Below are 18979 nucleotides of genomic sequence, written 5' to 3' on the forward strand. Positions count from 1 at the left end.
CTCTCCTTACTCAATGATCGCCGGAACTCGAATTTGCCCATCCGCATGATCTGGGGCATTTTTTAATACTTCTTCACGCGGCAGTCCTGGCGCAGACTTATCCTCGCGTAAAACATTTTTGACGTCTAATACGTGAGAAGTCGGCTTTACCCCTGTTGTATCCAGTTCATTTAATTGCTCGGCAAACCCAATAATACTGTCAAGCTGAGATGTAAACAGCTCCACCTCTTCGTCTGTTATAGCCAAACGTGCAAGATTAGCTACATGTCTAACTTGTTCTTCGGAAATTCGTGACAATTTCCTTCACCTCCAAGAAAATTATAAACTAAGCCTTCTGTCAGTGATGTTTCCTCACTTACAGTTGGCTGAATAGATGATACATTGACTGACGGACTCTTCTTTCGCCAAAAATCCCACTGCCAGTTCATGCAAAATAAAACGATCACAATACTACTCATCTTATCAAATTTCAAGGCATACAAGCAATCATTCGTTGGACAAAACACTATTTTCTACATTTTATTGTATCATGCCCCTGGCACGTTGTTGATCATTCTAACTGTTTTATTCATGTTTATAACGTGTTTTTGGCCCTTTTATTCACTTTTCCAATAGGCTTTGCTACATGCCCCTGTTGGGCGATCCAATCAACAAATAGCTCTCCAACGAAAATAGGATGCTCCAAAGACTATGCTTTGGAACATCCTATCCTTATCATTGGGACTGTGTTTGGAATTGCTCTTCTTCTGTTGAGCCTTTTAAAGCTGTTGTAGACGATTCACCGCCGGAAACGATCATTGCTACTTGGTCGAAGTAGCCAGTACCCACTTCACGCTGATGGCGAGTAGCTGTGTAACCATCTTTTTCGGAAGCGAATTCCGCTTGCTGCAGCTCTGAGTATGCCCCCATGCCGCGGTCTTTGTAGCCAAGTGCCAATTGGAACATGCTGTGGTTCAAAGAATGGAAGCCAGCAAGTGTAACGAACTGGAACTTATAACCCATTTTGCTAAGTTCCACTTGGAATGTTTCGATCGTTGCATCATCCAATTTCGCTTTCCAGTTGAAGGACGGCGAGCAGTTATAGGCAAGCATTTTCCCAGGGAACTTCTCATGAATCGCTTCAGCAAAACGGCGCGCTTCCTCTAGGTCTGGTTCAGATGTTTCACACCAGATCAGATCTGCATATGGTGCATAAGCAAGGCCGCGTGCAATCGCTTGGTCAAGGCCGGCTCTTGTACGGTAGAAACCATCCGATGTGCGCTCGCCAGTGATGAACGGTGCATCGGCTGGATCGAAGTCGCTCGTAATCAAATCTGCTGCATTGGCATCTGTACGGGCAACAAGAATCGTTGGCGTTCCCATGACATCAGCGGCAAGACGGGCAGAGATTAAGTTTTTCACCGCTGTTTTTGTTGGCAGAAGTACTTTTCCTCCTAAATGGCCGCATTTTTTCTCTGAAGAAAGCTGATCTTCAAAGTGAACGCCAGCTGCACCTGCTTCGATCATCCCTTTCATCAGTTCAAATACGTTCAGCTGGCCGCCGAACCCTGCTTCGGCATCTGCGACGATCGGTGCAAAATAATCAATGGCATCATCACCTTCCAGATGAGCAATTTGATCCGCACGCTGCAGCGCCTGGTTAATGCGCTTCACTACACTTGGAACACTGTTCGCTGGGTACAAGCTTTGATCTGGATACATATGACCAGAAAGGTTCGCATCGGCTGCGACCTGCCAGCCGCTTAAATAAATCGCTTTCAATCCTGCTTTTACTTGCTGAACGGCCTGATTGCCAGTTAAAGCCCCAAGAGCATTAATGAAATTCTCTGTATTTAAATAGCCCCATAGTTTTTCTGCTCCTCGGCGCGCCAATGTATGTTCAATGTCAATCGACCCGCGAAGCTTGATTACCTCTTCCGCAGAATATGGGCGAGTGATTCCTTGCCATCTTTTATCATTATCCCATTGCTCCTGTAACTTTTGTACGCGTTCGTTTGTCATTTTTTATTCCTCCTTGATATTGATTTATGAATGTTTCGCAACTGCTGTTTTACAAAAATTATGTAACAGCGCTGCCCCTATCTATCTGGCATTCTTATCTAATGCCTGCTGTCTGCATCATTATGGCTGAAGTTGTACTACTTGTTATAAAACAGTTATTTGTTGTTATTTGTATTGTATAACAGATACTCGAAAAAGGGAACACCTATTTTTCGATATTTCAGAATTTTCTTTCGACAAACAGCAAAAAAACTGTCGAGATCATTCTCGACAGTCAAAATTGAACAAAATGGATTTTATTAACCTTCAGGCTGATTGAATACATTTGTCTTTCAAGACGCGGGTTAATGAATACCGCAGACAGGCAGGCAATCAAGAAAACAAGCGTTTGTCAACAGCCTGACATTTATTCTTTTATTCCCACAGCGGAGATTTCTTTGTTTCCTTTCCATCTAATTAACAAGGTTTGACGGCTGTCTTGACTTAAGCGGGCGGGATCCAGTAATTGTTTCAATTGCTTCGGATCGGTCACTTTCTTTGCTGGAATCGGGAAATCTATCAGCACAGACTCTTTCTCCAAATCCGAACTTTCATGAATGTAATCAACTAATTGCCGGCGGCGCTCCTGTGTATCCGTCGTTAAAATATACGCTTCCTCTACTTGTTCCATTGAGAAAAATCCACTGCCGCCTTTCACCTTTTGACGGATATAATTCATTGTCTGTGCCTGATCCAAATAAATAGGAACAGACATCATTTGTCCATCAGTAAACCATACTTGCACTTCACCAACATTTGAAAAATCATAGTCCTTAAACCGGCGCGATCTCTCATTCAACGCATCATGTTTCATCGCCCTGATGAGCGCTGCCATTTCTTTCTGGTCAGTCACACGCATCTGATTTGTTCCATTCCAGTAATCGGCGACGGCTAAATAACTGATTTTTTCAGGCCGGGAAATAGCAAAAATCAGACTCGTTTTTCGTTTAAATTCCTGGTTATCTCTTAATTCCTTTGTCAATTCGTTTAATTGTTCCATCTCCACATAATACTGGCGTTCTACACGGCTGCCGTCCTTTAATTTATAAGCAATTCCTATTTGATATCCCCTTTGCCTAGACAGGTGTCCATTCTTAATCAACTGTTTATGAAGGTCGATGGTTTGATGGATGGATTCTCTTCCTTCCATATAACCCATACTTTTTTTATCAATAGCAATGGAGTTCGGAAGCCCTCCCATATCAAATAAGTCATAAGCTATGTTGTCGCCAACATACACTTTCACCACTTCGTTTTCCGCCGGAACCTTTTTTTCATAGAAGCCGGTAAAAACAGCAATCGGTATGAATAAAACAACTAAAACAGCAATGTATAAAACAAAACCTTTCCATGGCCATGTAAGCCGTAATGTTTTCTGAACGATCATTTGTAAAATCGTATATCCAGCGAATGCACCGATGATGTATCCAAGTATCGTCCAACCGAGCGCCCCATCAAGAAATTCGGCGAAGTATAATCCGCCGATGAGCATAGCAGCTAGCGTAAAGGAAAAAATAAACAGCCAGCGAAAAAACGGAAAAACAATCGTCTCATCGACAGCTTCTGCCGGCCTTGCTTTATAGACAACATAAGAAAGGACAGCAAGAAGAACGGCTAGCCCGATATATACCGTTAATTCTATTCCGCTGAATGGTTTTTCTACAATCATCGCAGCCCGCACCAAAAAAATCCCCTTAGACATCACCTTATCGATGTAGGCATCTGCGGCCAGTCCGTTAATAAAAAAGCTTGCATTGGCCAAGAAAAGCATAATCAGTGCCCCTGGCAAAATGAAAATGCCGTAAGTCATCACCCCTTGCAGCAGCGGCGATCCGATAAATAAACCGACGAATACAGTCACAACAAACATCATTAAGACGATCAACAATGCAAGACCCATCCAGCCGGCCACATCACCTATCGTGTAAACGGCTGGTTTGATCAACGGCCGCATCATCGTTAATACAATGCCGTTTAACAAAATGGGAAGGACCAGCGCTGTACCGCCAGCCATATACACATGCGACAATAACGTTTTTCGCTTAAATGGCAGGCTGTGCATAAAGTCAGAGGAACCTTTTTTCGTCAGATAGTTGGTTAAGATTAGTCCGGTAATAACGGGAAAAATCATAAAAATGATATATTGAACAGAGTATGAAAAAGCAAGTAATCCATTTTTATAGTTTCCCTGAAAATAATATTCCAGCGCTTCTTCCTTCATAAAGATCATCCATATAAAGAGCGGCAGAACAACTAGCAGCGCAAGTGTAAAAAAGATACTCACCCATAAAACTGAGCGCACGTGCTGCTGAAATAGCCCTTTATTAAACGATGAGATTCCGGATTTCATAGCCGACACTCCCCATTTCATACGTAAATATTTCTTCAAGCGTCAACGGAAGGATATCGAAAATGGCTGGTTCAAATGTCTGCACATACCGATAAATCTCTTCTTCCTGCCCGCGCACGATGCAAGTTAACACGCGTCCCCGCTTTTCATCATGCAACACATTCATGCCGTCTAAAAACGATGGATCCGGCATCTTCCGAAATGCCACTTGCACTTTACAGACATCGGTCTTTAACTCTTCTAAATCGCGTTCAAATAATAATCCGCCTTTATGCATGACACCGACACTGTCACAAAAGTCTTCCATCTCCCGCAAATTATGAGAAGAGACGAGGATCGTCATTTCTCTCTCACTTACATCTTGAATAAGTAAGTTTTTCACCTGCTGGCGAATGACTGGATCTAGACCATCGAACGGCTCATCCAGCACGAGAACATCCGGCATCACAGACAATGTTAAAATAAACGCTGCCTGCCGCTGCATCCCTTTGGACATTCTGGAAAGCTTTCGATGAGGATCTAAGCTGAAATGTTCATATAACTGCCGGAACCGTCCCCCATTCCAGCGTTCGTACACTTTTTCATAAAAGGCAGACATCTGCATGAGCGTAGCCTGCTGAAAAAAGTAGGGCTGGTCCGGAATAAATAACACTCTTTCTTTTGTTTTCGGATTCTCGTAAACTGGTACTTCTTCCACTTTCGTTATCCCTTGATCCGGCCGGATAATGCCTGTAACCATTTTTAAAAAAGTCGTTTTTCCAGCTCCATTTGATCCGAGCAGCCCGTAAATCGACCCTTTTTTCACATGAATCGATACATCTTTTACTGCATCATACCGCCCGAATCGCTTCGATACTTTTTCAGCTGTTATCATTTTTGCCCCCCCTTTGCGGCGCATCCATTTTTTCAATGAGACGGATCACATCTTCCTTCGACACCCCTAAAAATAGAATCTCACCTACGACCCGTTCTAACTCTTTTTTCAACACCATTATCCGCTCCCCGCTAATGTCTTTTTGCACCGGTGCCACGAAGCTTCCCTTGCCTGGAATAGAGTAAATGTATCCTCCTCTCTCAAGCTCACGGTACGCCTTTTGAATCGTGTTCGGGTTAATCGTCAAATCTTGGGCCAGCGACCGTACCGACGGCAATTGCTCATCTTCTTTCCACACCTCATGGATGATGAGTTCTTTCAGCTTCTCCATCAACTGTTCATAAATCGGGATACGGCTCCTCGTATCAATCGTAAACATCGCTTCGCTTCCTTTCAGCAAACCGTACTAACTGTATTAATATATATAATACAGTTTTATGGTAAATGCAACCTTTTTTTAGAAAACAAAAAAAACGGCGCTAGGCCGTTTTTCATTCGTTATTCGTATATATGCACTTCTGGTTCTTTCTCATTTGCTTTTTTCACGATCAATGCTTCTGGGCCATTGACAGAAGAAATCGTCACTTCTATCGGGATATAGTCTGGGAAGTGATCCATAATCAAGCCTGTCACAAACTGCGTAAAACCAATCGCCTCTGCTTTGCCGTAAAATTGAATAGGGATTTCAATTTTCAAATCGACGAGCTCTTCACCATTATACAGAGCTTTTCCAACAACACCATTGTAATTTTTAAAATACTTTTCTACGTCCTGCTTAAAGTTTAAAAAATACGTCGTGTCGTCTCGATGATCTTTTTCTGCTTCTACGGATGGGAAAAGATAGTATTTCTCATTCACTTTTTCCCAGCCTCTAATCGTATCTTCATTGGGATCTAGATGCGTATAAGCGATGAAGTTGCCGGGGACGACTGAATGATGAGCTGCCTGCTTAAATAGAGCAATCGTGACAGGAACATCTTTGATTCCTTTCGTCTGCCTTACCCTTTTTGCCACTTCTTCAGCGATTTTCTTTCCTTCCCGCTCCACTTCTTCAGCAGGAATTTTGTAGTCATAGACTGGACCATACTTTTCTTTCGTGTAATAGTGTACAGAGTTTAAGGCAAGACCGATGACAACCCCTGACAGCTGCAGCGAATTATTTTCTGTTTTTATTAAATAATCATGTTCCATGACATGCGCCAAATAAATTGGACTCTTTTCATTTCGCTGTTCTGTCGAGCCTTCCCCGCTGTCTATCGGATTCAGACCTAGGTTTTCTTTCGGCTCTAACTCTTTCTCTTTCAGCTGTTGGTCTGTGTATTTGCGTTTCAGCCATGCTTTTATTGTGTCGCCGTCAATCATTTGTCCTTCCTGAAACAAATACTTTTTGGGAGAAAAGTGATCCTGAGCAATCCTCATCAAGCCCGTTTCAAATTCAACAATGTCATAGCGTGTATTCAAATTGGAAACGACCATTCCTCTTGCTTTTCCTGGTTTAAACGGAACAATCGTCCGGTAAAAGTTTTCAGAAATTTGGTAGTTCGGAATAATTGCTTTCTCCTGCTTGTCCTCTCCCTGGACCACTTCTTCTTTTTTGCCTAATTTCGGTGCACATCCACTGACAAGTAGCACGACAGCGAGTGTAGCCGAAAGTAATTTTTTATTCAAAAGAGCCACCTCTTACTTAATTAAGTTCATCCAATAACTTCTGCTCATCCCAAACTTCAATATTTAGCTGGACCGCCTTATCTAGCTTGGAGCCCGCTTCTTCACCTGCAATGACGAGGTCTGTTTTTTTACTGACACTGCCAGCTACTTTTCCGCCGAGGGCTTCAATTCTTTCTTTCGCCTCATTACGTGTCAGCTCATACAGCTTTCCAGTCAGCACGATCGTTTTTCCCGCAAAGAAAGAATCAGATGTCTCTGCTTCTGCCCGTTTCGGCCCTGTATATGTCATATTCACCCCGGCTGCCTTTAGTTTAGCGATCAGCTCACTCACTTCTGGCTGGTTAAAATAAGCTACAGCGGCTTCTGCCATTTTATCACCGATTTCATGGATAGCCGTTAAGTTCTCGATGCCGGCTTCCGCGAGTGCCTCCATCGTTTCAAAATGCTGAGCCAGTGTTTTTGCTGCTTTCGCTCCGACATGGCGGATTCCGAGGCCGAATAAGAGTTTCTCAAGTGAATTGTCTTTTGACGCTTCAATGGCCTTCAATAAGTTGTCGGCCGACTTTTCTCCCATTCTTTCAAGCTGGATCAGCTGGTTTTTCGTCAATTGGTACAAGTCGGATACATCATGAACGAGACCGCTTCGATACAGCTGAGCAATTACTTTTTCACCTAAACCGTCGATATTCATCGCATTGCGGGAAACGTAATGGATCATCCCTTCACGGATTTGCGCCGGACACTGCGGATTCATGCAGCGAAGAGCCACTTCACCTTCTAGCCGGACGAGTTCACTTTCACACTCCGGACAGTGCGTTGGCATGAAAAACTCTTCTTCTTCTCCTGTCCGGCGTTCCGCAATCACATGAACGACTTCCGGAATAATGTCGCCCGCTTTTTTAATCACGACGAAATCACCGATTTTTATATCTTTTTCTCTGATCAAGTCTTCATTGTGCAGCGTTGCCCTTTGCACAGTTGTCCCTGCTACTTTTACGGGCTGCAGTAAGGCCGTCGGTGTGACGACTCCAGTCCGTCCTACACTCAATGTGATGCCTGTCAATTTCGTCACGACTTCTTCCGCCGGAAATTTAAAAGCAATCGCCCAGCGCGGACTTTTGGCTGTCGCTCCAAGCTCTTTTTGCTGCTGGAGTGAATCTACTTTGATAACAATGCCATCAATCTCATATGGCAGTTTTGGACGCTTGTCTATCCAGCCGCCGACATAATGGATGACTTCATCAATCGTGCGGCATACTTTTCGTTCTTTATTCGTTTTAAACCCTAGTCTGTCCAGCAAATTAAGGCTTTCGCTATGGGATGTAATGCCAGCTTCCTCTACTCCCGCCGCCCCATACAGGAAAAGATCGAGATTACGGGAAGCGGCTATGCGCGGGTCAAGCTGACGCAGGGATCCTGCCGCTGCATTGCGGGGGTTGGCGAACGGCTCCTCTCCTTTTTCATCCCTAATCGCATTTAACGCGATAAACGATTGCTTCGGCATAAACGCCTCCCCGCGCACTTCCATCGTATACGGCTCCTTGATGCGAAGCGGAATAGAGCGAATCGTTTTTAGATTAGCCGAAATGTCTTCGCCCACTGTACCGTCGCCCCGCGTGGAGCCTTGAACGAATAACCCATTTTCATATTTTAAAGAAACAGCTAGGCCGTCAATTTTCAGCTCACATACATAAGAATAGCTTTCTTCATCTAGTGCCTGCTTCACCCGGCGGTCAAAATCACGCAAATCATCTTCATTAAATGCATTCGCCAGACTCAGCATCGGGACATCATGCTGTACTTTTTTAAATGCATCCAGCACATCGCCTCCTACACGCTGAGTAGGAGAATCCGGTGTTTGCAGTTCAGGAAACTTCTCTTCCAGCCCCAGCAGCTCTTGCGTTAAGCGGTCGTATTCAGAGTCGGGAACAGATGGCTGATCCAGCACATAATATTCATAATTATATTGGTTTAATAGATTATGCAGCTCCTGTATCCTTTCTTCAGCAGCTTTTAGATCCATCTGGATCACTCCTTCATTTACGCTTTTTCAATTGGGGCAAATTGGGCCAATAAACGCTTAATGCCGACCGGACTTGGAAAGGCAATGTCTAATTCTACACTGTCTCCACTCCCTTTGACACTGACAATTGTTCCCGTTCCCCATTTTTTATGGCTCGCCTTATCGCCGACTTGCCAATCTGTATCTGTATTCGCTGTTTTCACTTGTGGGCGCACAACCGGACGGCGGGCAGACTGTGTTTTTAAGCCAAAGGATGTATTTACCTTTTGACTTGCTGCTAGGTCATCAATTAAATCCGCTGGAATTTCACTAATAAAACGCGAGACCGGGTTCATGTTCGTCCGCCCATACAACGTCCGCATTTGTGCATTTGTTAAATACAATTCTTCTTCCGCTCTCGTCAGGCCAACGTAGGCCAACCGCCGCTCTTCCTCCATTTCGTTTTCATCCATCAAGGAGCGGCTATGCGGAAAGACCCCTTCTTCCATTCCCATTAAAAAGACGACGGGAAATTCCAGCCCTTTCGCAGAATGAAGCGTCATCAAAACGACCGCGTCTTGCACTTCTTCCTCTTTTCCCAATTGATCAATGTCTGCAACTAATGCCAAATCAGTTAAAAAGGCGACTAAGCTCTTATCTTCGCTATTATCTTCAAAGCTCTTCGTTACAGACAGAAACTCTTCGATGTTTTCAAGTCTGCTTTGTGACTCAATCGTTTTCTCAGCCAGCAGCATGTCCCGGTAACCTGTGCGTTCAAGCACTTCCTCGACCAATTCAGAAACGGCTAAATATTCCTGCTGCTGAGTGTACGTTTCAATTAACCGCCGAAATTCCAGTGCGGTTTTCGCTGCTTTCGCACTCAGTCCCATAAAATCCGCTTCCGCAAGCGCCTCGTAAATCGTTAAATCATTGTCCTGTGCGTACCGTGATATTTTATCAAGAGAAGTAGAACCAAGCCCCCGCTTCGGCACGTTAATGATCCGCTGCAAACTAATATCGTCTGCTGGATTGGCAATGAGACGCAAATAAGCAAGCAAATCTTTAATCTCTTTACGATCGTAGAACTTAATGCCGCCGACAATCGAATAATCGATGTTCGATTTCATCAATACTTCCTCAATTACACGAGACTGAGCATTAGTTCGGTATAAAATCGCGATATCCGCCCGTTTGCGCTTCCCTCCAGCCGTTACCTCTTGGATTTTCCCGGCTACAAACTGCGCTTCCGTCTGCTGGGTGTCTCCCCGAAAATACGTAATATTGCGGCCATCCGTATTTTCTGTCCATAGATTCTTCGGCTTGCGATTCATATTGTTTTTAATCACTTCATTAGCAGCCTGCAAAATCTTCTTCGTTGAACGATAATTTTGTTCTAGAAAAATCGACCGGGACTGCGGATAATCTTTTTCAAAAGAAAGGATGTTAGCAATATCGGCTCCGCGCCAGCCATAGACGGACTGGTCAGAGTCTCCGACTACGCACAAGTTCTGAAAGCGGCTTGCTAAAAGCTTTACTAACATGTATTGAGCTCGATTCGTGTCCTGATACTCGTCGACATGAATGTATTGAAACTTCCGCTGATAAAACTCCAGCACTTCTGGCACACGCTGGAATAGCTGGATCGTCACCATAATTAGATCATCAAAGTCTAGGGCTTGATTTTTCTTCAAGCGTTTTTGATATTCGGTATACACTTCAGCGACGATTTGATCCATGTATCCGCCTTGCTGCTTGCTGAAGGTTTCAGGATCGATCAATTCGTTTTTGGCAGAGCTGATCGCCGCTAAAATGCCGCGCGGGTCGAACTTTTTCGGATCAATATTTTTATCTTTTAACACACCTTTAATAACCGACTGCTGATCGGTTGTGTCTAAAATGGTAAAGTTGCGGTTGTAGCCTATTCGATCGATGTCCCTCCGCAAAATGCGTACACACATCGAGTGAAATGTGGAAATCCAGATATCCTCCGCTGCTCCGCCAAGCAGTGCACCGATCCGGTCCTTCATCTCACGCGCCGCCTTATTTGTGAACGTGATCGCAAGAATATTGTAAGGATTGACTCCTTTCTCTACCATTAAGTAAGCAATTCGGTGCGTCAGCACTCTCGTCTTTCCTGAGCCTGCTCCTGCCATAATGAGAAGCGGTCCCTCAGTGGCTTTCACCGCTTCTTGCTGCTGCGGATTCAAACCGGTTAATAGTTTTTCAGTTAGAAATTGCATTGTGTTCTCACCATCCATCGGAACATTTGTTCTTATTATATACTATTTTTAACTGCCGCGACTGTTTGAAGTGCTTCATCCAATCTTTCGTACACTGCATTTCCAACAACGACTACATCAGCATATTGAGCGATTTCTTTTGCCTGATCGGGTGTCGTAATGCCGCCTCCATAAATAAAGGTCGTTTTCTCCAGTGTTTGACGGACGGCTTTCACTACGGATACATCGCCATACATTCCGCTATACTCCAAGTAAAACAGAGGGAGCTGGAACATTTTTTCGGCCATCATCGCATAAGCAGTAATATCTTCTACGTCAAGTAATGCTTTTGCTTCTGTTAATTTAGCTGCTTTACAATCCGGATTGGCGATACAGTACCCTTCCATATAGATTTCTTCCCAATCCATCAGCTCTCCGTACTCTTTCACCGCCTGATGATGCAGGCCAGTGACCCATTCCGTGCGTCCGCTATTTAACACCATTGGAATGAAATATAAATCAAATCCTGGAGTAATGGATTCAATCGTCGATACTTCAAGTACACACGGTACGGTGTAACGGCGGATGCGTGCCATCAAATCCAGCACGTTCTCCAATGTGACCCCATCGCTGCCGCCGATGATGACCGCATCCGTTCCTGATTCGCATACTTTCTCTAATGTTAAATCATCTATTTCTTTATTCGGATCTAACTTAAATACATGACGCCATTCGCGCACATCATACATGTAACAACCTCCTCCATTCCCTTTACCATGCTTATGGCTGCTTATGCAGTTTTTCGCGCCATATCATTATAACATTTGTTCTTTCATGCTAAAACAAAGGTCTGGCCTCCGCTGCATAAACAAATTTATACAGCGGAGGCCAGACCTTTTCATTTTATCCCTCATTAACTGGCAGTAAGCCCCCCACCTCAAGACTTCAGGCTATTCCCAAGAAGTATAAGCGGGCGATCTAACTGCCAGTAAACGCCCGATCCATTCGGGCCAACAGGATGCTGGTTACTCAGGCGCTGCCACAGGACGTGGCGTTCTTAGCCTAAGTTCCTTGTTTCATTTTATGATTGTTTTTCTTTTAAGCGGTCAAGAACGAGCTGATACGCATCATTTCCATAGTTCAGACAGCGTTTCACACGTGAGATAGTAGCTGTGGATGCACCCGTGCCGCTTTCGATCTTGTGGTACGTCTTTCCTTCTTTTAGCATACGAGCTACTTCCAATCGTTGAGAAAGAGACTGAATTTCATTAACTGTGCAAAGATCATCGAAAAATAAATAACATTCTTCTAAAGTACGAAGCGAAAGAACAGCTTCAAACAACTGATCTAGTTCCCTTCCACGCAGCTTTTCAATTTGCATATCGAAAGTTAAACCCCTTTTTTAATTATTTTCTAAAACGACCATTTTACTCAACCCTTGGGAAGCAGGAATAATGTTAATCCACGTTTTTCCTTTTACAAACCCCACAAGTGTTCCCTCTTTAAAAGGTAAAATTCGTCCATCCACGTTCGACCACTCAACGTTATGAACAGCTCCGTTCTGAAGGAGGTATGCATTCCCTCCTGAAAACAAGTCAATCTCAAGCCTGCCTTCACTATCCATCACACGCTGATCGGCTTCGATAATGAACACATTGGATGCGCTAAGGGGCTCTTTCGTTTCCCTATCTAGCTGCTGTTCCCCTCCAACAAACCGTTCATAGCGTTTTTTGGAGGGGCTGTATTTATATTCTGCTTGAAAAGCAGGCTGACTCGAATAATTGACGTGAATAGCTGCTGCTTTTTGTCCTGCATCTGTTATCGTATTTAGGAAGTGCAAACGATCAGGCATTCCTTCTATGCTGTATCCTCTTTCTTCCGCTTTTTTATACATTTTATCAAAATCAACATAGGAATTGTGGGGCGCTTTACGAGAAGGATCTCTTTTGAAAACCTTCCCATCATACTGAATGCCGTTTAATTCATCGATCTCTCCACTCAAAAGCCGCTCCCGTGCTTCCGGACTGTATCCATGTGCAATAAAGAGGCCGTTATATCCTTTCGTCAGATCAATGAAATAGTCCCTGGCACTCCGAACAGGTCCCACTGTTTCAGGCTGTTCACTTTGGTAAATAGCAAGAAACCGGGTTATATTGCCTTCTACTGGCACTTCATACACGATATCCGCCGCTGCCAGCCCTGTTTGCGGCCGAGCCTGTGGGTGATTATTAATGACTACTGCAGCTGCACGCCGTGTTGGAGGCTCATTTGTTCGTTTCCCTGTCAAAGGAAAGGTATAGCTATATTTTTTATTTTCTTGTCTAACGTCTTGCTCACGATCTCCAGCTTCTTTCTGTTTTCCATCCAAGCAGCCGCTCATAAGCAAAGCGCCCGCCAATAAAAACAGCATGGTCCATTTTCTCATACACAAACTCCCATAGCTTTTTACTTTACCATTTTAACGCATTATAGTCGGAAAGAGTACTGTTTTCTTCATTACATCATACATTCCTTGTGGTGTCACACGAATATAAGGCAAGTGAGTGGAAGATAAAAATAAGAGTGTATAAAGAGGATCATCATATAAATATCCTCTTTCTGCCAGTAGTTCTTTCAATTTTGATTCTTCTTTCATGAGTGCTTCTACTGGCTGGGTCGACATTAATCCTGAAAGCTCTAATGGAATTTCAAAGATGACTTCTTCATTTTCGGTAAGCACAATTCCACCGCCTATTTCTTTCATTCGATGAAATGCCCGCTCCATTTCACTCTTGCACTTCCCAATTAAAATAATATCACCAGTGTTAGAAAATGAAGAGGCGAGCCCTGATACTTTTGATGTAAATCCTTTCAGCGTTGTGTTGACCCGCCATTTGCCGCCACGGTCAAGCAATACTAAAAAGCTTTCATCATCTTCTGCAGAAATCTCTTCACCTGACATATCTCTTTCTAACGAATACGGTTTTGTAATGACATTATTTACAAGCTGCATTCCAAAAGGCATGGAAAACTGCAAATCATCTTCCTCTAGACTATAATCCAGCATTAATGGACCGAAGCCAAACTTCTCCCACTCTATTTGTGGAAATGGTGCCGTCACTTCCTCTTTCTTTAACCATTGCCCTTTTGATAGAACCGATATTGGCGAAGGATGAAATTCATCTTGTAAAATATTAATGTTGGCGATCCGCCCCGGCGCGATCATGCCATGCAAATGGTCGATGCGATAATATTTTGCTATATTGTAGCTGGCCATGTGATATGCATCAATCACCGGAACATCATGCTCGATAGCTTTAGCAATCATCCAATCCAAAATACCTTGTTCATAAAAAGACGGGCTCGCTCCATCTGTTGTAAACATCATCATGTCATATTGGTTGAGACCCATTTCTTTCATCTCTTGAAGCAGTACTTCAAGGTCTGGACGGATCGAGGAATGGCGAAGAGAAACCATATAGCCAGCAAGCAAGCGTTTATACACATCTTGTCCGCTCATCGATTCGTGGTCACTATCTGCCCCAAGCAAAGCCATTTTTGTCAGCGTTTTTTCAGAGGCGCCTGGGAAATGACCTTCAATTCTCTTACGAAGCCGCTTCGTTTCCTGAATCCAATGCAGCATCATGTCGTCGCCTTCTAGCAGCCTCGGCCAGCCTGTCAGCTCTCCTCCTTGCAGGACAGCATCATGCTCGATCCAAGACTTCACGGCTGCGTTGGAGACTACTTCTTCTTCATTCGCTAATTCTGTCTGCCCATCATACCGGCACCACCAGTACATGCTGACAGGTAATGAACGAAATTCCTCTAACAAAGAAAACGCTTTCTTTTCTTCTAACGATAAAAATAACATTAAGTTATCATTGATGCATGTGGTCGTACCTGTTTTGGCTGCAAACTCAGCAAAGCTGTGCGGATTATAAAGCAAAAAAGGATGCACATGCGGCTCAATATAACCTGGAACGAGCGTCTTGCCGCTGCAATCGTAGACTTCTGCTTTATTTGTCTTTTCAGGCATCTCTTCCCCAACGTAAACGATGCGATCTTCATATATCCATATATTCGCAGTAATCCACTGTTTTAATACCGAGTGCAAGAAACGGGCATTCTTTAATACAAGTGTTGGAGAACGATCGCCGCTGACTACTGCTACGTGTTCTCTTAATTGTTTATTCTTCCATTGATGTCGCTGTTCTAACATTTATTTAAACACTCCTCCTGAAGGGAAGCTATCATCCTATATTTTAAATTATTGACATCTTAACATATTTTATAGTTTAAAGCATTAAAGAATGCTTATTTTTTTGAACAATATGTGAAAAAGTTCGCATACTCCTCTATTATATGATAATTTTCTCTACAAAAAAACAAGGCTGCTTTTCAGCGCCTTGTTTTTTATGAATATTATTGCGCCGACTGGGCGTTAGCAATTGCCCGGCTGCCAATATCTTTTCGATAGAAAAAGTGATCGGTTTGAATGTTCTCCATTTTTTTGTACGCTTCTTGTTTCGCCTCTTGGATAGAAGGAGCGATACCTGTAACAAGCAATACACGGCCGCCATCCGCACAAATAGTACCTTCTTCATTTTTAATCGTTCCTGCATGCAGGACGCTTGAAGGGTCCACTTTTTCCAAACCTTTAATTGGATGGCCTTTTTCATACCCTCCCGGATAACCTTCTGACGCAAGCACAACGCCAAGAACGGCCTCGTCTTTCCACTTCAGCTCCGGATCTTTGCCTTCGAGAACATCAAGAAAGACTTGAACAAGATCTGACTCTAAGCGTGGAAGAACCACTTGTGTTTCTGGATCGCCGAAGCGGGCATTAAATTCGATCGTTTTTGGCCCTTCTTTTGTCAGCATTAACCCCGCAAAAATAATGCCGGTAAATGAGCGCCCTTCTTGTACCATTCCTTTAGCAATTGGAAGCAGAATTTCTTCTACTGACTGCTCAATCACACTTTGGGAAATATGAGGGATCGGAGAATAAGCGCCCATTCCGCCTGTATTCGGTCCTTCATCGTTATCGAACGCGCGTTTATGATCCTGCGCTGCTTCCATTGGGTAGACATTCTCTCCGTTAACAAAAGCCATCAAGGAGAATTCTTCACCTTCGAGGTACTGCTCAATCACTAATTTAGAAGAAGCTTCGCCAAACTTTTTAGCGACCATTAATTCTTCTAAAGCGTCGAGAGCTTCTTCAAGCGTCATCGCGACCGTTACACCTTTGCCAGCTGCAAGCCCATCTGCTTTTAGTACGATCGGTGCTCCCTGCTCTTCGATATAGGCTTTTGCAGCTTCATATTCGTCAAATGCAGCATAGCGGGCAGTAGGAATGTTGTACTTTTCCATCATCATTTTAGCAAAAGACTTACTGCCTTCCAGCTCTGCTGCTGATTTGTTCGGTCCATACACCTTTAAGCCTTTTTCTTGAAAATAATCCACAATTCCAGCAGAAAGCGGATTTTCAGGGCCGACAAACGTTAGATCGATATGATTGCTAGCCGCAAATTCACTCAATGCAGCAAAATCCATCTCATCGATCGATACGATTTCAGCGTCCCGTGCAATCCCTGCATTGCCCGGAGCACAAAAGACTTGTTTCACTTGCGGACTTGCCGCCAGCTTCTTACAAATTGCATGTTCTCTGCCTCCACGGCCAACAACAAGAATGTTCATTTTCATCCACCCCGCTTGATTAATGTTTAAAATGTCTAATACCAGTCATAACCATGGCAATGCCATATTCGTCCGCTTTTTTGATCGAATCTTCATCTCTAACAGATCCGCCCGGCTGAATAATTGCTGTGATGCCTGCTTTCGCTGCGGCTTCTACTGTATCGTCCATTGGGAAGAATGCATCAGAAGCAAGAGCTGCTCCATTTGCTTTTTCACCCGCCTGTTCAAGAGCAATTTTCGCTGCACCGACACGGTTCATTTGTCCCGCTCCAACTCCAAGAGTCATCTTGTCATCTGTAACGACAATTGCATTTGATTTCACGTGTTTGACTACTTTCCAGCCAAGTTTAAGAGCTTTCCATTCTTCTTCAGTCGGCTCACGTTTTGTTACAACGCGAATGTCGGCATTGTCAAGTGAATGAAGGTCAAGGTCTTGAACGAGCAGGCCGCCTTCAACCGATGTCAGTACTTTTTCACTTTCGTTGCCTTTATCAAATGAAAGAGTTAATAAACGGATATTTTTCTTCGCTGTTAAAATAGCTAGTGCTTCCTCTGTAAATGATGGTGCAATAATGATTTCTAGGAAAATTTCATGTAGTTTTTGAGCAAGTGCTTCATCAACAGGACGGTTCAATGCAACAATTCCGCCAAAAATAGAAGTCGGATCCGCTTCATAAGCACGTTCGTAAGCTTCTTGAATCGTACTGCCTGCACCCACTCCGCATGGGTTCATATGCTTAATCGCGACTGCTGCCGGCTCAGAGAATTCTTTAACAATTTGTAAAGCAGCATCTGCATCACGGATATTGTTATAAGACAGCTCTTTCCCATGCAGCTGCTTCGCGCGAGCGACTGAAAAAGCAGAACCGAGCGGCTGCTCATAAAAAGCAGCTTCCTGATGCGGGTTTTCCCCGTAACGAAGAGATTGCTTTAATTCGTATGTAAACGTCATTTTTTCCGGCTGTTTTTCGTCTACTAGTTCTGTCATGTAACGAGCGATCATCGCATCATAAGCAGCCGTATGACGGAATACTTTTGCAGCAAGCTTTCTTCTCGTTTCTTTTGTTGTTTCTCCGGTTGCTTTTAGCTCTGCTAAAACTTCTGGATAATCTGCTGAATCAACAAGCACAGTTACATACTCATGGTTTTTTGCAGAGGCACGCAGCATCGCAGGTCCGCCGATGTCGATGTTTTCAATCGCATCTTCAACTGTGACATCTGGTTTCGCGATCGTTTGCTGGAATGGATACAAATTCACGCACACAAGGTGAATCGGTGTAATGTTCTGTTCTTCCAGCTGTTTAGCGTGATTCGCTTCGTCTCGTTTCGCTAGAAGACCGCCATGGATAAACGGATTCAATGTTTTCACGCGGCCTTCAAGAATTTCCGGGAATCCTGTTACGTCGCTGACGCTCATGACAGGCAGTCCCGCTTCTTCGATCATTTTTTTCGTACCGCCTGTAGAAATAATCTCAAAGTCTAAAGCGATCAGTTCTTTTGCTAAATCTACGATGCCGCTTTTATCTGACACACTAAGTAAAGCGCGTTTTTTCATTTCTTCGTTCCCTCCACAACTGCTTTAGTTAACAGATTTTTAATAACTCTTGGATAAAGTGTGTGTTCAATTTTCTGAATTTTCTCCTGCAGAGATTCTCTTGTTTCATCCTCTGCGACCCGAACACTTTCCTGGTCGATGATTGGCCCGGTGTCCATTCCTTCATCAACAAAGTGGACAGTCACTCCCGTAATCTTCACCCGGGCATTAAATGCTTGGCCAATCGCATCTTTTCCTGGAAACGCCGGCAGCAATGAAGGGTGAATATTGACGATTTTCCCGCCATACGCACGTAAAAGCGTCTCTCCGATTAAACGCATGTATCCGGCTAGAAAAATAAAGTCAACTCCGGCTTCCCGGAGTTTATCAACTATTTTTGTTTCAAATTCTACTTTCGATGAATAATCTTTGGCCCGGAAAGAAAACACCGGGATTTGAAGCTGCTCCGCCCGCTTGATCACATATGCATCCGGCTGATCACAAACTAATATTGCAATATCGGCCGAAATATCCCCTCGTTGAATGGCTTCCGCAATCACTTGAAAATTACTTCCGCTGCCAGAAGCAAATAAAGCGATGCGGCTTATTTTCCCCT

Annotated in this window: 15 protein-coding genes; all 15 read right to left on the reverse strand. The window is 43.8% G+C overall.

Annotated features, from left to right (window positions below; all coding sequences use genetic code 11):
* Nucleotides 1–6 precede the first annotated feature (6 nt).
* The 15 genes from gatC to purN all read right to left on the reverse strand — a co-directional run bounded on the left by gatC (nt 7) and on the right by purN (nt 18971).
* The gene (gatC, locus tag QYG89_RS10315) at nt 7–297 is read right to left on the reverse strand and encodes an Asp-tRNA(Asn)/Glu-tRNA(Gln) amidotransferase subunit GatC (protein ID WP_404316920.1); all 291 of its coding nucleotides are present in this window, start codon (nt 295–297) and stop codon (nt 7–9) included.
* A gap of 417 nt (nt 298–714) precedes the next feature.
* Nucleotides 715–2001, reverse strand: a complete 1287-nt coding sequence (gene aceA / locus QYG89_RS10320) for an isocitrate lyase (protein WP_404316921.1) — start codon at nt 1999–2001, stop codon at nt 715–717.
* A 406-nt stretch (nt 2002–2407) separates the two neighbouring features.
* The gene (locus QYG89_RS10325; protein ID WP_404316922.1) at nt 2408–4390 is read right to left on the reverse strand and encodes a DUF6449 domain-containing protein; all 1983 of its coding nucleotides are present in this window, start codon (nt 4388–4390) and stop codon (nt 2408–2410) included.
* The gene (locus QYG89_RS10330; protein ID WP_404316923.1) at nt 4365–5264 is read right to left on the reverse strand and encodes an ABC transporter ATP-binding protein; all 900 of its coding nucleotides are present in this window, start codon (nt 5262–5264) and stop codon (nt 4365–4367) included. Before QYG89_RS10330 ends, QYG89_RS10325 begins: the two co-directional genes overlap by 26 nt.
* On the reverse strand, nt 5251–5643 hold the full coding sequence (locus tag QYG89_RS10335; RefSeq protein WP_404316924.1) for a GntR family transcriptional regulator: 393 nt from the start codon (nt 5641–5643) through the stop codon (nt 5251–5253). The genes QYG89_RS10330 and QYG89_RS10335 overlap by 14 nt, the downstream gene beginning before the upstream one ends.
* A gap of 119 nt (nt 5644–5762) precedes the next feature.
* The gene (locus tag QYG89_RS10340) at nt 5763–6932 is read right to left on the reverse strand and encodes a CamS family sex pheromone protein (protein ID WP_404316925.1); all 1170 of its coding nucleotides are present in this window, start codon (nt 6930–6932) and stop codon (nt 5763–5765) included.
* A gap of 16 nt (nt 6933–6948) precedes the next feature.
* A complete protein-coding gene (gene ligA / locus QYG89_RS10345; protein ID WP_404316927.1) occupies nt 6949–8955 on the reverse strand; it encodes an NAD-dependent DNA ligase LigA in 2007 nt (668 codons plus the stop codon).
* Nucleotides 8956–8972: 17 nt separating this feature from the next.
* On the reverse strand, nt 8973–11174 hold the full coding sequence (gene pcrA / locus QYG89_RS10350) for a DNA helicase PcrA (RefSeq protein ID WP_404316928.1): 2202 nt from the start codon (nt 11172–11174) through the stop codon (nt 8973–8975).
* Between the two features lie 35 nt (nt 11175–11209).
* Nucleotides 11210–11902, reverse strand: coding sequence for a heptaprenylglyceryl phosphate synthase (locus QYG89_RS10355; protein WP_404316930.1), 693 nt, complete (start codon nt 11900–11902; stop codon nt 11210–11212).
* Nucleotides 11903–12234: 332 nt separating this feature from the next.
* Nucleotides 12235–12534: a YerC/YecD family TrpR-related protein gene (locus tag QYG89_RS10360; RefSeq protein ID WP_404316932.1), complete on the reverse strand. Its 300-nt coding sequence runs from the start codon at nt 12532–12534 to the stop codon at nt 12235–12237.
* 21 nt (nt 12535–12555) lie between these two features.
* Nucleotides 12556–13578 (reverse strand): DUF3048 domain-containing protein, encoded by a 1023-nt coding sequence (locus tag QYG89_RS10365; RefSeq protein WP_404316934.1) that lies wholly within the window; start codon nt 13576–13578, stop codon nt 12556–12558.
* Between the two features lie 33 nt (nt 13579–13611).
* Nucleotides 13612–15351: an adenine deaminase C-terminal domain-containing protein gene (locus tag QYG89_RS10370; RefSeq protein ID WP_404316936.1), complete on the reverse strand. Its 1740-nt coding sequence runs from the start codon at nt 15349–15351 to the stop codon at nt 13612–13614.
* A gap of 203 nt (nt 15352–15554) precedes the next feature.
* Nucleotides 15555–16829 (reverse strand): phosphoribosylamine--glycine ligase, encoded by a 1275-nt coding sequence (gene purD, locus QYG89_RS10375; protein WP_404316937.1) that lies wholly within the window; start codon nt 16827–16829, stop codon nt 15555–15557.
* Between the two features lie 19 nt (nt 16830–16848).
* Nucleotides 16849–18384: a bifunctional phosphoribosylaminoimidazolecarboxamide formyltransferase/IMP cyclohydrolase gene (purH, locus tag QYG89_RS10380; protein WP_404316939.1), complete on the reverse strand. Its 1536-nt coding sequence runs from the start codon at nt 18382–18384 to the stop codon at nt 16849–16851.
* On the reverse strand, nt 18381–18971 hold the full coding sequence (purN, locus tag QYG89_RS10385; RefSeq protein WP_404316974.1) for a phosphoribosylglycinamide formyltransferase: 591 nt from the start codon (nt 18969–18971) through the stop codon (nt 18381–18383). Before purN ends, purH begins: the two co-directional genes overlap by 4 nt.
* Nucleotides 18972–18979: the final 8 nt, after the last annotated feature.

It is taken from the genome of Bacillus lumedeiriae (assembly GCF_044891285.1).
Lineage (GTDB): Bacteria > Bacillota > Bacilli > Bacillales > Domibacillaceae > Pseudobacillus > Pseudobacillus lumedeiriae.

Bases quoted from the DNA above. Each gene is read 5' to 3' on its own strand.
- aceA (WP_404316921.1), bottom strand. From the start codon at position 2,001: ATGACAAACGAACGCGTACAAAAGTTACAGGAGCAATGGGATAATGAT.
- QYG89_RS10325 (WP_404316922.1), bottom strand. From the start codon at position 4,390: ATGAAATCCGGAATCTCATCGTTTAATAAAGGGCTATTTCAGCAGCAC.
- QYG89_RS10330 (WP_404316923.1), bottom strand. From the start codon at position 5,264: ATGATAACAGCTGAAAAAGTATCGAAGCGATTCGGGCGGTATGATGCA.
- QYG89_RS10335 (WP_404316924.1), bottom strand. From the start codon at position 5,643: ATGTTTACGATTGATACGAGGAGCCGTATCCCGATTTATGAACAGTTG.
- ligA (WP_404316927.1), bottom strand. From the start codon at position 8,955: ATGGATCTAAAAGCTGCTGAAGAAAGGATACAGGAGCTGCATAATCTA.
- pcrA (WP_404316928.1), bottom strand. From the start codon at position 11,174: ATGCAATTTCTAACTGAAAAACTATTAACCGGTTTGAATCCGCAGCAG.
- QYG89_RS10355 (WP_404316930.1), bottom strand. From the start codon at position 11,902: ATGTATGATGTGCGCGAATGGCGTCATGTATTTAAGTTAGATCCGAAT.
- QYG89_RS10360 (WP_404316932.1), bottom strand. From the start codon at position 12,534: ATGCAAATTGAAAAGCTGCGTGGAAGGGAACTAGATCAGTTGTTTGAA.
- QYG89_RS10365 (WP_404316934.1), bottom strand. From the start codon at position 13,578: ATGAGAAAATGGACCATGCTGTTTTTATTGGCGGGCGCTTTGCTTATG.
- QYG89_RS10370 (WP_404316936.1), bottom strand. From the start codon at position 15,351: ATGTTAGAACAGCGACATCAATGGAAGAATAAACAATTAAGAGAACAC.
- purD (WP_404316937.1), bottom strand. From the start codon at position 16,829: ATGAACATTCTTGTTGTTGGCCGTGGAGGCAGAGAACATGCAATTTGT.
- purH (WP_404316939.1), bottom strand. From the start codon at position 18,384: ATGAAAAAACGCGCTTTACTTAGTGTGTCAGATAAAAGCGGCATCGTA.